This is a genomic window from Klebsiella sp. HMSC16A12 (genome assembly GCF_001808265.1).
Taxonomy (GTDB): Bacteria; Pseudomonadota; Gammaproteobacteria; order Enterobacterales; family Enterobacteriaceae; genus Klebsiella; species Klebsiella pneumoniae.
Genome location: NZ_KV792628.1, coordinates 78,871 through 91,917, shown reverse-complemented (window position 1 = coordinate 91,917; position 13,047 = coordinate 78,871). Strand labels below are relative to the sequence as shown.

At 56.7% G+C, this 13,047-nt stretch carries 12 protein-coding genes; 5 read left to right on the top strand and 7 right to left on the bottom strand.

The annotated features are described in order from the left end of the window. Nucleotides 1–173: 173 nt before the first annotated feature. Nucleotides 174–290: a hypothetical protein gene (locus HMPREF3140_RS28870; protein WP_014342865.1), complete on the bottom strand. Its 117-nt coding sequence runs from the start codon at nucleotides 288–290 to the stop codon at nucleotides 174–176. Between the two features lie 184 nt (nucleotides 291–474). On the opposite strand from HMPREF3140_RS28870, the gene HMPREF3140_RS18455 reads away from it, so the two are divergent. Then, nucleotides 475–1,683, top strand: a complete 1,209-nt coding sequence (locus HMPREF3140_RS18455) for an aldose 1-epimerase family protein (protein ID WP_032412851.1) — start codon at nucleotides 475–477, stop codon at nucleotides 1,681–1,683. 43 nt (nucleotides 1,684–1,726) lie between these two features. Here the strand turns inward: HMPREF3140_RS18455 and HMPREF3140_RS18450 are convergent, their stop codons facing one another. Next, complete coding sequence (locus tag HMPREF3140_RS18450) at nucleotides 1,727–2,254, bottom strand: GNAT family N-acetyltransferase (protein ID WP_070553058.1); 528 nt, start codon at nucleotides 2,252–2,254, stop codon at nucleotides 1,727–1,729. Nucleotides 2,255–2,322: 68 nt separating this feature from the next. Beyond that, nucleotides 2,323–3,696 carry a UDP-N-acetylmuramate:L-alanyl-gamma-D-glutamyl-meso-diaminopimelate ligase gene (mpl, locus tag HMPREF3140_RS18445; protein ID WP_002886886.1) on the bottom strand — a complete coding sequence of 458 codons (1,374 nt, stop codon included), beginning with the start codon at nucleotides 3,694–3,696 and terminating at the stop codon, nucleotides 2,323–2,325. Nucleotides 3,697–3,871: 175 nt separating this feature from the next. Here mpl and fbp point away from each other — a divergent pair, with 175 nt between their 5' ends. After that, nucleotides 3,872–4,870 carry a class 1 fructose-bisphosphatase gene (gene fbp, locus HMPREF3140_RS18440; protein ID WP_002886827.1) on the top strand — a complete coding sequence of 333 codons (999 nt, stop codon included), beginning with the start codon at nucleotides 3,872–3,874 and terminating at the stop codon, nucleotides 4,868–4,870. Between the two features lie 42 nt (nucleotides 4,871–4,912). Here the strand turns inward: fbp and yjfF are convergent, their stop codons facing one another. The 4 genes from yjfF to ytfQ all read right to left on the bottom strand — a co-directional run bounded on the left by yjfF (nucleotide 4,913) and on the right by ytfQ (nucleotide 9,516). Then, a complete protein-coding gene (gene yjfF / locus HMPREF3140_RS18435; protein ID WP_004178367.1) occupies nucleotides 4,913–5,911 on the bottom strand; it encodes a galactofuranose ABC transporter, permease protein YjfF in 999 nt (332 codons plus the stop codon). Further along, nucleotides 5,898–6,923, bottom strand: a complete 1,026-nt coding sequence (ytfT, locus tag HMPREF3140_RS18430) for a galactofuranose ABC transporter, ATP-binding protein YtfT (protein WP_004152011.1) — start codon at nucleotides 6,921–6,923, stop codon at nucleotides 5,898–5,900. The genes yjfF and ytfT overlap by 14 nt, the downstream gene beginning before the upstream one ends. Before the next feature lie 10 nt (nucleotides 6,924–6,933). Beyond that, entirely contained in the window at nucleotides 6,934–8,436 is a 1,503-nt protein-coding gene (gene ytfR / locus HMPREF3140_RS18425; RefSeq protein WP_004177669.1) for a galactofuranose ABC transporter, ATP-binding protein YtfR, read from the bottom strand. A gap of 123 nt (nucleotides 8,437–8,559) precedes the next feature. Continuing rightward, on the bottom strand, nucleotides 8,560–9,516 hold the full coding sequence (ytfQ, locus tag HMPREF3140_RS18415; protein ID WP_002886769.1) for a galactofuranose ABC transporter, galactofuranose-binding protein YtfQ: 957 nt from the start codon (nucleotides 9,514–9,516) through the stop codon (nucleotides 8,560–8,562). A 403-nt stretch (nucleotides 9,517–9,919) separates the two neighbouring features. Between ytfQ and ppa the strand changes: the two genes are divergently transcribed. The 3 genes from ppa (at nucleotide 9,920) to HMPREF3140_RS18400 (ending at nucleotide 13,034) form a co-directional block, all read left to right on the top strand. Next, nucleotides 9,920–10,450: an inorganic diphosphatase gene (ppa, locus tag HMPREF3140_RS18410; protein WP_002886766.1), complete on the top strand. Its 531-nt coding sequence runs from the start codon at nucleotides 9,920–9,922 to the stop codon at nucleotides 10,448–10,450. A 74-nt stretch (nucleotides 10,451–10,524) separates the two neighbouring features. Next, a complete protein-coding gene (locus HMPREF3140_RS18405) occupies nucleotides 10,525–11,712 on the top strand; it encodes a hypothetical protein (protein ID WP_032412847.1) in 1,188 nt (395 codons plus the stop codon). A 155-nt stretch (nucleotides 11,713–11,867) separates the two neighbouring features. Then, nucleotides 11,868–13,034, top strand: a complete 1,167-nt coding sequence (locus tag HMPREF3140_RS18400) for a hypothetical protein (protein ID WP_002886725.1) — start codon at nucleotides 11,868–11,870, stop codon at nucleotides 13,032–13,034. Nucleotides 13,035–13,047: the final 13 nt, after the last annotated feature.

The window sequence follows — 13,047 nt, the reverse complement described above, 5'->3', positions numbered from 1 at the left end:
GATGGCGGCGCGCTGCGCCTTATCCGGGCTACGGCTCCCTGTATATCAAACGGTTACGCAACACCGTAGGCCCGCGCAAGCGCAGCGCCGCCGGGCAAGCTGTACCAGACTCCGTTCCCGTCGTTGTGCCGGATGGCGGCTAACGCCTTATCCGGCCTACCTTCACCCCTGTTCTAAGGCTTGCGCCAGCAGGGGGATTCCCGTCGCATCGCCTGAATCCCCTCATCCACACGACGATACGTTTGTTTATAGCCTGATTTATCAAGCTGAATCGTTAAAGCTAAAAACAATGTAGATCACATATCCTGGTGATAAATACGTATTACTCAGCAAAATAATACGACTTTTATCTCATTTAACATCATAAAAACGGCCACTTTCTCACCAGGTGAGGCGCTTCACATTTTAATCACCCCCATGCCGGTAGATTTCACACGTCAATGACACAATCGATTCAGCAAAAAGGGAATAAAAATGAAAAAGACATTGGTTCTGACGACGATCGCCCTGCTGGTTTCCGGCTCGGCCGTGGCAAAAACATGGGTGCTGACGAACGCTGAAGAGGGGATGGATAAAGGAAACTGGCAGATCAACAGCGATCAGCTGAAGGTGAAAGACCATGCGTTCAGCATTGAGCAAAAAGTCCTGCACGGTGGTAAGCAGGAAGGCAGCAAAATCCTCACCATTCATAGTAAAGACGGCCTGACCATTACCTTGAGCCCGACACGCGGCATGAACTTACTGCGTATTGAGGGTTTCGGCAGCCGGATGGGCTGGGATTCGCCGGTTAAAGAGGTCGTCAACCCGGCGTTTATCAACCTGGAAAGCCGCAATGGCCTCGGCTGGCTGGAAGGATTCAACGAGATGATGGTCCGCTGCGGCTATGAATGGACCGGCCATCCGGTGACCGCGGACGGGCAAATTTATACCCTACACGGCAAGGCGGGCAACACGCCGGCCTCTCTGGTGGAGGTGGAGGTGGCCGACAGCGCGCCGTATGAAATCCGCATCCGCGGGCTGGTGAAAGAAAGCACCTTTAAAAAAGCCGATCTGCAGACCCTGACCGAACTGCGCTACGTGCCGGGTAGCAACAGCTTCAGCTTACATGACGTCTTAACCAACCATGCCGACTATCCGCATGATTATCAGATCATCTACCACAGCAACTTCGGCACCCCGATCCTCGAAGAAGGCGCGCGCTTCCTCGCCCCGATGTCCAGCATCAGCCCGTTCAATGATTACGCGAAGAGCGGGTTAAAAACCTGGCAGACCTATCAGGGACCGACCAAAGATTTTGACGAGATGGTATTTAATATTCAGCCGCTGGCCGATGAAAATCACCAGACCCTGGCCGCGGTGGTCAACAAAGCGGGCGATAAAGGGGCCTCTATTCAGTTTGATACCCGTCAGCTGCCGGTCCTGACGCTGTGGAAAAACACCGATACCGTCAAGCAGGGCTATGTCACCGGTATCGAGCCGGGGACCAGCTACGCCTATCCGGTGACCATTGAACGCGAGCATAAACGCGTGAAGCAGCTGCAGCCGGGCGCCAGCGCGCAGTTTGATCTAACCTACACCCTGCTGCACGATAGCGCCCAGGTAGCCGCCGTTGAGCAGAAAATCGCGCAGATTCAGGGCGATAACAAAGTCGCGGAGAACGAGACGCCGATCGCCAAAGAGTAACAGCGCCGCCAGTCGAATGCCCGGAGCGGTACGCCGAGCCGGGCTACTCCCGCCCCATCACCTCGTGCCCGAGATCCCGGGCAAACTGCTGATACTGCCGCTCATCGATCGGCTGCGGGTAGCTCAGCACCAGCAGCTCATGATCCGCAATGCCCTGATGATTGCTCGGGTGATGATGCGCCCAGGGATTAGCATGGAACCCCATCGACTGATAAAAGCGCAGCCGTTTATGGGCGATGGCCGTGGTTAGCGGATCGATTTCCAGAATGGTCAGCGGGGCGCGCGTCAGGATCTGCGCCAGCAGCTGTTTACCATAGCCGCGGGAGCGCAGCGTGTCGTCAATCGCCAGATGTTCGATATAACCGTAGCCGGCAAACTGCCAGCAGCCGCTGAGGCCGACAAAGACGCCTTCATCGAACCATGCTTCCAGCGCGTAGCGCGGGTGGCTCAGCGCCTGACGTTTGGCCTCGCTTTCGCGCTGCTCGTGCCACGGAAAGGCGCGCGCGTAAAGCGCGTCCAGCATGGCGAAATGGGGCGAGTCGGTAGGACGTACGCTTTCGCAGGTCAGCATCACACAATTCCTGGTAGCTAAAATAAAACTGCCCTCACGCGGAGGGCAGTTACCGGAGGCGTACGCGCTTATTCAGCCGCGGCCGCTTTTTGCGCCAGCTTATCCAGCAGCTTCTGATGAATACCGCCGAAGCCGCCGTTGCTCATCACCAGGATATGGTCGCCCGGGTGGGCGGTTTTGACCACCATCTCCGCCAGGGTATCGACGTCGGCGCTCCAGTGGGCCGGCTGGACGCAGGCTTCCGCCACTTCCGCCACCTGCCACGGAATATGCTGCGGCTGCAGGAGGAACACTTCATCGGCGCGGCCGAGAGACGGCGCCAGATCGTCCTTGCAGACGCCCATTTTCATGGTGTTAGAGCGCGGCTCCAGCACGGCGAGAATGCGCGCGGTACCGCCTACTTTACCGCGCAGCGCCTGCAGCGTGGCGAGGATTGCCGTCGGATGATGGGCGAAATCATCATACACGGTGACGCCGTTGGCTTCGCCGCGCAGCTCCAGGCGACGGCGGGCGTTGATAAAGCTGCCCAGCGCGTTCGCGGCATCCGCCGGCAGCACGCCGACGTGACGCGCCGCGGCAATCGCCATCAGGCCGTTATGCATATTATGCTCGCCGACCAGCGCCCACTTCACTTCGCCGACCTTTTCGCCGTCGAGTAAGACTTCCCACTGCGAGGCGTCGGCGTTCAGTTTTTTCGCCTGCCAGTGGCCCTGCTCGCCCACCAGCTCCTGCTCGCTCCAGCAGCCCATCGCCATCACCTGCTTCAGGTTGATGTCGTTCTCCGGCAGGATAATTTTGCCTTTGCCCGGCACGATGCGCACCAGATGGTGGAATTGTTTCTGAATCGCCTTCAGGTCATCAAAGATGTCCGCGTGGTCGAACTCAAGGTTGTTGAGGATCAGCGTCCGCGGGCAGTAGTGAACAAACTTGGAGCGCTTGTCGAAGAAGGCGCAGTCATATTCGTCGGCTTCAATGACGAAGAACGGGCTGTCGCCCAGGCGCGCGGAGACGTCGAAATTGCCCGGAACGCCGCCAATCACGAACCCCGGTTTATAGCCGCAGGCTTCAAGGATCCAGGTCGCCATGCCGGCAGTGGTGGTTTTGCCGTGGGTCCCGGCGACGGCCAGCACCCAGCGATCGCGCAGCACGAAGTCGTGTAGCCACTGCGGGCCGGACATATAGGGAATATTATTTTCCAGCACCGCTTCAACGCACGGGTTGCCGCGAGTCATGGCGTTACCGATGATCACCAGGTCCGGCCGGGGCTCCAGCTGGCTGGGGTCATAGCCCTGAATTAAATCAATCCCCTGGTTTTCCAGCAGGGTGCTCATCGGCGGATAGACGTTAGCATCCGACCCCGTTACCTCATGACCGAGGGAGCGCGCCAGCATGGCCAGCCCCCCCATAAACGTGCCACAGATTCCTAAAATATGAATGCGCATTCGTCATTTCCTTTTCTTATCCGGGGCACATTTTACCCATATCCCGGGCCCTGGCGAAATGCATTTCAGGCGAATCTGTATTTTGCTGGCGCGATTCACCTGTGCGCACTTTTTTGATTCTTTGTTAAGATTGTTGCGTTCGTTTTACTCAACATAAAAATGCAGGGAACGAGTTATGAAAACGTTAGGTGAGTTTATTGTTGAAAAGCAGCACGAGTTCTCCCACGCCACCGGTGAGCTGACTGCTTTGTTGTCAGCAATAAAGTTGGGCGCCAAGATCATCCACCGCGATATCAATAAGGCCGGTCTGGTCGATATCCTGGGTGCCAGCGGTGCTGAAAACGTTCAGGGCGAGGTTCAGCAAAAACTCGATCTGTTCGCTAATGAAAAATTAAAAGCCGCACTGCGAGCACGCGATATTGTTGCCGGGATCGCCTCTGAAGAAGAAGATGAGATTGTCGTCTTCGAAGGGTGTGAACACGCCAAATACGTGGTGCTGATGGACCCTCTGGATGGCTCCTCTAACATCGACGTTAACGTCTCTGTCGGTACGATCTTCTCTATCTACCGTCGCGTGACGCCTGTCGGCACGCCGGTGACAGAAGAAGACTTCCTGCAGCCGGGCAACAAGCAGGTGGCCGCGGGCTATGTGGTCTACGGATCGTCGACGATGCTGGTGTATACCACCGGCTGCGGCGTTCATGCCTTCACCTACGACCCGTCCCTTGGCGTCTTCTGTCTATGCCAGGAGCGCATGCGCTTCCCGGAGAAGGGCAATACCTACTCCATCAACGAAGGCAACTACATCAAATTCCCGCAGGGCGTGAAGAAGTACATTAAGTACTGTCAGGAAGAGGACAAAGCGACTCAGCGTCCTTATACCTCACGCTATATCGGCTCGCTGGTGGCGGACTTCCACCGCAACCTGCTGAAAGGCGGCATCTATCTCTATCCGAGCACCGCCAGCCACCCGGAAGGCAAGCTGCGCCTGCTGTATGAATGCAACCCGATGGCCTTCCTCGCCGAACAGGCGGGCGGTAAGGCCAGCGACGGTAAAGAGCGTATTCTGGATATTATCCCGGAAAGCCTGCATCAGCGTCGCTCCTTCTTCGTCGGCAACAACCACATGGTAGAAGACGTCGAGAACTTTATTAAAGCGTTCCCGGACGCCTAAGCGCCCTGCCCGCTCCTCCCGCGCCTGCGGGAGGAGCATTTCTTAGCGACTCCCCGCCCCGCTCACCCGCGTCACCGCCGCATTCTGCCGATTTTCCCACAGCACGGTCAGCCCACGCTGCAGCGCGATAAAGATAAACAGCAAAATGCCGATGGCGATTTTCGTCCACCATGAGCTGAGGGTGCCGTCGAAGTTGATGTAGGTCTGAATCAGCCCCTGGATCGCCACCCCGAACAGCGTTCCCAGCACGGTACCGACGCCACCGCTGAGCAGCGTACCGCCGATCACCACCGAGGCAATCGCATCCAGCTCGACGCCGACGCCCGCCAGCGCATAGCCCGCCTGGGTATAAATGGAAAAGACGATCCCAGCCAGCGTCGCCAGTCCGGTGGAGAGCATATAGATACGGATCGTGGCGCTGCGAGTCGAAATCCCCATCAGATTCGCCGACATGGCGTTGCCGCCGATGGCATACACCTGGTTGCCAAAGCGGGTGCGATGGGCGACAAAAATACCGGCCACCACCACCAGCAGCATCAGCAGTCCCATGGCGCTGAGACGACCGCCGCCAGGAATGGTCCATGCCAGCCCGGACAGGGTGTCGTACACCGGATGGTTAATCGGAATCGACTCCTCTGACACCAGATAGCTCACGCCGCGCAGGAAGAACATGCCGGCGAGGGTGATGATAAAGGCCGGGATCTTCAGGGCGTCAATCAGCAGCCCCATAAACGCGCCGAAGGCGCAGCCCATCACCAGCACCAGCGGAAAGGCCACCAGCGGCGAGATTCCCCAAAAGCCAATCGCTTTGGCGAGGAAGACGCCGGTAAAGGCGATCACCGACCCCACCGACAGATCGATCCCGCCGGAGAGGATCACAAAGGTCATGCCCACGGCGATGATCCCGAGGAAGGCGTTATCCGTCAGGATATTGCAGATCACCCGCGTTGAGGCAAAACCGGGGAACTGGGTCAGGCAGTAGAGGTAGCCCAGCACAAACACCGCAAGGGTGATCATCAATGGTAAATTACGTTTTATCATGGCCGCGTACCCCTTTCAGTAAACCGATAAAGCGCGGCGACTGGACAATCAGTACGCACAGCACCACCACCGCTTTCACCACCTGGTTGAGCTCCGGCGGGAAGCCGGAGAGCAAAATCCCGGTGTTCATTCCCTGGATAATCAGCGCCCCCACCACCGAGAGCAGCAGGTTAAAGCGCCCGCCCATCAGCGAGGCGCCGCCGATGACCACCGCCAGAATGGCGTCCAGCTCAAGCCATAGCCCGGCGTTATTGGCATCCGCGCCGCGGATGTCCGCCGCCACGATGATCCCGGCGATCGCCGCGCAGACGCCGCTCAGGACATAGGCCAGCATCACCACGATGCGGGTATTGACGCCGGCGTTTTTCGCCGCGCGGATGTTGATCCCTACCGCCTCAATAAACATGCCCAGCGCCGTTTTACGGGTAAACAGCCAGAACAGCAGCAGCGTAGCGGCGGCGACGATCACCGGCGTCGGAAACAGCAGAAACGATCCGCTGCCGAGCCACGCCAGGGCCGGGGAATCAAAGGTGACGATCTGCCCGGCGGTGATCAACTGCGCCACCCCGCGCCCGGCCACCATCAGGATCAGCGTCGCCACAAAGGGCTGGATCTTAAGGACCGCCACGAGGATGCCGTTCCACAATCCGGCCAGCGCGCCCGCGGCCAGCGCGGCCAACAGCACCACCGGCAGGCTGTGCCCGGCGACGGTCATCGAGGCGGCCGTCGCGCCGGCAATCGCCATCACCGCCCCTACCGACAGGTCGATGCCGCCGGTGGCGATCACCAGCGTCATGCCAATCGCCAGCAGCGCCACCGGCGCGGCGCGGTTGAGAATATCGATCGGGCTGCCAAACAGGCGGCCATCCTGGAGCACCACCTGATAAAAATGGGGCGCCACCAGGCTGTCTACCAGCAGAACCAGCAGCAGGGCAATAATCTGCGGGGTGCCCTTCGGCCAGGTGAAGCGTCGCTTCTCCGGGCCGGTTTGCGAAAGAGATCGAGGCATCATGGGTTACTCCTTATGCCGCAATAGCGTTCATGATCGCCGGAACAGAGAGCTCGGCGAGCGGGATCTCCGCCACCTGTCGGCGATCGCGCAGGATAATGACCCGATCGGCGTAACCCACCAGCTCCTCCAGTTCAGAAGAGATAACCAGCAGCGCCAGGCCATCGGCACAGAGGGTTTCAATCAGGCGAATAATTTCCGCATGGGCGCCGACGTCGATGCCGCGGGTCGGCTCATCGAGGATCAGGAACTGCGGTTTGGTCAGCAGCCAGCGGGAGAGCAGCACCTTCTGCTGGTTGCCGCCGGAGAGAAACTCGATCGGCTGCTCGGCGCTCGGGGTACGGATCCCCAGCTGGCGAATAAAGCGCTCGGCGATCTCATTCTGCTCCCGGCGGGGGATCGGCCGCAGCCAGCCGCGCTGCGCCTGCAGGGCCAGAACGATATTTTCCCGCACCGAGGCAGCGGCGATAATGCCGTCGGTTTTGCGATCCTCCGGACAGAAGCCGATCCCGAGGCAGGACGCCTGATGCGGGGAGCGCAAGGTCTGCGGTTTGCCTTTGATCCACGCCTTCCCGCTGTCCGCCGTTTTAATGCCGAAGATCACCTCGGCGGTTTCCGTGCGTCCGGAACCCAGCAGGCCGGCGAGGCCTACAATTTCGCCCGGTCGGACCTGCAGGTCGAACGGGGCGATGGTTCCTTTTTTACCGTAGCCTTCAAACGCCGCTACCGGTTTATCGCTCAGCAGGGTACGGCCCGCCCGCTGCAGGGCATTGTGGTCCAGTTCGCGACCCAGCATCATTTTCACCAGCTCAATCTGCGGCAGCTCGCGGGTCTCACGGCAGCCCACAAATGTGCCGTTACGCAGCACGGTGATGCGGTCGCTGACCGCATAGACCTGGTCGAGAAAATGGGTGACGAAGATCAGGCTGACGCCGTTATCCCTGAGCTGGCGCATCAGGGTGAACAGCATCTCCACCTCCTGGGTATCGAGGCTGGCGGTGGGCTCGTCGAGGATCAGCACCTTGGCCGACAGGTCGATGGCCCGACAGATAGCGACGATCTGCTGCATCGCCACCGAAAAGCGGTTCAGCGGCTCGCGCACGTCGAGGGAAAAGCCGTAGGAGGCCATCAGCGCCGTCGCCCTGGCCTCCATCTCTTTACGTCGCAGCAGACCAAACCGCCGCGGCTCACGGCCGATGAACAGGTTATCCGCCACCGACATATTAGGCAGCAGGTTCACTTCCTGGTAGACGGTGCCGATCCCCAGCTGCTGGGCATGGGCGGTATTTTTGGGCGAAATAGCCTGGCCTTCCAGCCAGATAGTGCCGCGATCGGCATGGTAAACGCCGGTCAGCGCTTTGATCAGCGTCGATTTTCCGGCGCCGTTTTCGCCCAACAGGGCCATGATTTCGCCGCGCCGCAGGCTAAAGTTGACGTTATCCAGCGCCTTAACGCCGGGGAAGAATTTACTAAGTCCTTCGGTGCGAAGGATCTCCTGGTGTGCCTCGGCGCTCATAATCGATGTCACCTTCAAATGATGTCAGGTTACCCCGGGTCGCGCTGGGCTTCCCGGGGTTTCTGGAACGCTGCTTTTTACCCTCTCCCACCGGGGGGAGGGATGGAATGAGGGGCTCCCCACTCAGTAGCCCATATTTTTCTTCTTCTCTAACTCTTCTTTCGCCGTATCCGGCAGGTACAGCGTCGATTTGGTAATGGTCAGCTTCTCCGGCAGGGTGCCGTCTTTTTTGTATTTCTCCAGCGCATCAAACGCCGGGCCGGCCATATTTGGCGTCAGTTCGACGCTGGCGTTGGCTTCTCCGGCGATCATCGCTTTATAGATATCCGGCACGCCGTCGATGGAGCCGGTCAGAATATCTTTGCCCGGCTTCAGGCCAGCTTCTTTAATGGCCTGGATGGCGCCGATGGCCATATCGTCGTTATGAGCGAACACCATGCAGATGTTTTTGCCGTTATTCTCAGCTTTGATAAAGCTCTCCATGACCTCTTTCCCTTTACTGCGGGTGAAGTCGCCGGACTGGGAGCGGATAATTTTGATATTCGACGCTTTGGCAATCGCGTCGGCGAAGCCTTTCTTACGATCGATGGCCACGCTGGCCCCAACGGTGCCCTGCAGTTCAACGACGTTACACGGCTTACCGTCGACGGTTTTCACCAGCCAGTCGCCAATCAGCTGGCCTTCCAGCACGTTGTTGGCGGTCACAGTGGTCATGTAGAGATCTTTATCTTTAACATCAATGGAACGGTCGAGGAGGAAAACCGGGATCTTGGCCTCTTTCGCCTCTTTCAGCACCGGTTCCCAGCCGGTGGCCACCACCGGCGCAATGAAGATCGCGTCGACCCCTTGAGCAATAAAGGAACGTACTGCTTTGATCTGGTTTTCCTGTTTTTGCTGACCATCAGCGATCTTCAGGGTGATACCGCGCTTGGCGGCCTCCTCTTTCGCGACGCTGGTTTCCGCCGCACGCCAGCCGGATTCAGAACCGACCTGCGAAAAACCTACGGTTAGCGGGGCAGCTATCGCCATAGACGACATAGCTGCGGAAACTGCTGTGACAAGAAGTAAGCGCTTCCACATAAGGGTATCCTCGTAGGGTTATTGTTGGTTAAAGTCTCACCTGCGGACAAACTATAGACAATCGGTGATGTAACTGAATGCGTTACATCACACTTCAAAAAAGTAAATGAGATGTTAATGATGGCCCTACTGCCCAGCGGAGAGCCGATAAGGCTTCGCAGGGAGCGCGGCTGTTGCGGTTTATGACGTTTTTTTAAGCAGTATGATAAATCAATCACATGCAATGAAAACGGTTACATAAATTTATTCATGATGTGGCTATGTTTATGGATTTTCATGTCATTATTACGCGAAAAATTCGGAGCACTCTGCGGCGATATCGGGAAAAAGAAGCGAAGACTTTCGATGTGAGTTGGCTATAATACCGAGCACTTGTTTGCCATACATTTTAAAGGAAACAGACATGAGCTTACTCAACGTACCTGCGGGCAAAGATCTGCCGGAAGACATCTACGTCGTGATCGAAATCCCGGCGAACGCAGATCCTATCAAATACGAAGTCGACAAAGAGAGCGGTGCACTGTTCGTTGACCGTTTCATGTCCACGGCAATGTTCTATCCGTGCAACTACGGCTACATCAACCACACCCTGTCCCTGGACGGCGACCCGGTTGACGTGCTGGTCCCGACTCCGTACCCGCTGCAGCCGGGCTCCGTGATCCGCTGCCGTCCGGTTGGCGTTCTGAAGATGACCGACGAATCTGGTGAAGATGCGAAACTGGTTGCCGTACCGCACACCAAGCTGAGCAAAGAATACGATCACATCAACGATGTGAACGACCTGCCGGAACTGCTGAAAGCCCAGATCACTCATTTCTTTGAGCACTACAAAGATCTGGAAAAAGGCAAGTGGGTTAAAGTCGACGGTTGGGACAACGCGGAAGCGGCGAAAGCCGAAATCGTTGCCTCTTTCGAGCGCGCTAAGCAGAAGTAATTCTGTCTCAGGCAGGGTCATCCCCTGCCTGATTGCGGCACGGATAGCCGCGATAACACCATGGAGGGTGTCCCGTGAAAAGCGTTCGCTATTTCACCCTTAACTTTTCTGGCTTCACGACCGCCGCCTGTGAAAAACAGGGGTATCTGCGCCTTATCGCCGGCGACCATGTCTTTTATACCGATAAACGCTATTTTAACGACCCCTCGCTTTTTGACCACCTGACGATCAATCAGCCTCTGCACCTTGGCGTCCGCCGCCTGGACAACGGCAGTTACTGGATCCACTGGCTCAGCGATGGCGAAACGCTCCTTGAGCCCAGTCAACGGGTAAAGCGCTGGGCCCGGCCGCTGCTGATTATCAGCCTGCTGACGCTCATCGTCGCTCTTATCCCGCTCATGATGAGCACCTCAGAATGGGGAAGGTTCGGCTTCGGCATTATCGCGATACTGGCCTTCATCGCGTTGTTAACCGGCCTCTGCGAGCTACTGTTCCACCGGGCGCTAAAAATGCACCCCGCCATGCGCGATCTGTTGGCGAAGATGGCGCAGGCCCGCCGCCGCGACTTTTCCTTTTGCCAGCCGCTACCGACTACGGCGCAAACCCTCCGCCAGTCGGCGAAGCCTTTTACGCAAGCCCTGCCGGAACGCTATGCCGTCCGGACGGGAAAAATTAGCAATATCATTTTTAAGAAATGGTTCGCGGGGAACCCAACGCGGGAATACCATGGCGTTGGGATACAATGCGACACGGCGCCGCTGGCCTTCTTCTGGCAGAACGGCTTCGCCAACTTCGGCCTGCATCCCTTTTTTTACCGCCGTCAACCGCCCTTTCTCGCTATCGGCGATCGGATAGTCGTCGTCTACCAACGGAAAGATAACGACGTCCAGGCGTTATACAACGTCAGCGACGGGTGCGCTTTTCTGAAAAATCATCCCTGTTATCCCGGTGATCGGCAAATGTCGCTAGTCTATAACCTGTTTTATGGCATGGTGCTGGTGATGTACCTCCTCATACTCGGCATGTCGCTAAATAACCCATACAAACCAGCCAGGGGATTTGGGTGGTTAATTCAGGATTCACTGGACATGCTGTCCCTATTATTACTCAGTTTCGGCGGGATCCTGGCGGTACTGGAGCTGATTGGCCCGACGGCCTGGTTATTGTCACACCGGGTGGCTGACTGGATGAAGATGCGCTCGGCGATGCGGCACTACCTGCAGGGAGCGGCCCGCCATACCGCGCTCGAGGAGATCATGTAATGTTCAGCACCCCAACACGACGATTATTATTCCTCGCGCTGACGACGTTGGCTTCCGCGATGTGGCTGGCGAAGGATCATCTCCCGCTCTGGTAAGGAGTGGGTCGGCAACGCGTGATACGTAAAACACCATCATTTCATCAAGGAAGGAACCTTGTGAAACAGACCCATTATTTCACCGTGAATTTTACCGGCTTCACCACTGCCGCCTCGGAAGAGCAAAGCTATTTACGCCTCATTGCAGGCGAGCATGCCTTTTATACCGATAAACGCCATTTTAAAGACCCCTCGCTTTTTGACCGTCTGAGGCTCGGCCAGCCGCTACATATCGGCACTTGCCGCCTAAAGGATGGCAGTTACTGGATCCACTGGTTAAGCGATGGCCACATTTTGCTCGAACCTTCCCGGCAGCCGCTGAGTATTAAAAAGCTTCTTCGACCTGTCGGCTTGGTCTTTTTTGTTTGCTTGATCATTCTCGCTTGTGCTCCATGGTTGGATATTTTTTTATTATTATGTTTTATCACAATGTTGGTGAATCCCTTCGGCATCTTCTCTTTTTGCTCTTGCAATTTCTCACTCAGGTTACGTGTTCTCAATGCGAAAATGCAGCGAACGAAGCAAGGCGATATTTCATTCTGTCAGCGTCTGGAAATTCTACCCGCTACTTCTGAAAGGCATCCACCATCGGCCAACAACGAGATAGCGCTGCCAAAAGAATTTGCGCTTGAAGAAGGCGTGATTCTGAATAGTTATTATCAAATATGGTTCGCTACGAGGGTAAGGCCTTATTTTATCAAAGAAGGCGCCTGTTTTCAGCTGGCGACTCGTCACTCGTTTTTTTCAGCGCGCTTGACCTGGCTGAGCGATGCCCTGAATAATCGTTGTCGCCCGCCATTTCTTGCCGATGGGGACTGGGTTATCGCCGCACGCCGGCATGGATACGATGATCTTCAGGCGTTATACAATGTCAGTGATGGCAGTGTTTATTTAAAAAATAGCCCCTTTCATCCCGGCAATCAGCAGATGGCATCAATTTATAAAATCGCGTACGGCCTCGTACTCATAGTGATGTTTTTTACGCTCACCATCAAACTGCACGACCCCATGCTTAATCTGGGCAGTTGGCCATTTTATCGTGAAATGCTTACCAGGCTGACAGGCACCCTGCTCCCGATTAACCTGCTGTTAATAGTGATGGAGTTTGTCCGTATGATTGCCCATCCCCTGTCACGTCGGGTGGCCGGTAGAGTGAAGGTACATCAGGCCATATTACGTTATGCCAGACGTCAGGGCGCCAGAATGACGCCATGGGAACTGAAGTAATAAAAAACAACGC

Bases quoted from the DNA above. Each gene is read 5' to 3' on its own strand.
- ytfQ (WP_002886769.1), bottom strand. From the start codon at position 9,516: ATGTGGAAGCGCTTACTTCTTGTCACAGCAGTTTCCGCAGCTATGTCG.
- HMPREF3140_RS18450 (WP_070553058.1), bottom strand. From the start codon at position 2,254: ATGCTGACCTGCGAAAGCGTACGTCCTACCGACTCGCCCCATTTCGCC.
- yjfF (WP_004178367.1), bottom strand. From the start codon at position 5,911: ATGATAAAACGTAATTTACCATTGATGATCACCCTTGCGGTGTTTGTG.
- mpl (WP_002886886.1), bottom strand. From the start codon at position 3,696: ATGCGCATTCATATTTTAGGAATCTGTGGCACGTTTATGGGGGGGCTG.
- ytfR (WP_004177669.1), bottom strand. From the start codon at position 8,436: ATGAGCGCCGAGGCACACCAGGAGATCCTTCGCACCGAAGGACTTAGT.
- ytfT (WP_004152011.1), bottom strand. From the start codon at position 6,923: ATGATGCCTCGATCTCTTTCGCAAACCGGCCCGGAGAAGCGACGCTTC.
- ppa (WP_002886766.1), top strand. From the start codon at position 9,920: ATGAGCTTACTCAACGTACCTGCGGGCAAAGATCTGCCGGAAGACATC.
- fbp (WP_002886827.1), top strand. From the start codon at position 3,872: ATGAAAACGTTAGGTGAGTTTATTGTTGAAAAGCAGCACGAGTTCTCC.
- HMPREF3140_RS18455 (WP_032412851.1), top strand. From the start codon at position 475: ATGAAAAAGACATTGGTTCTGACGACGATCGCCCTGCTGGTTTCCGGC.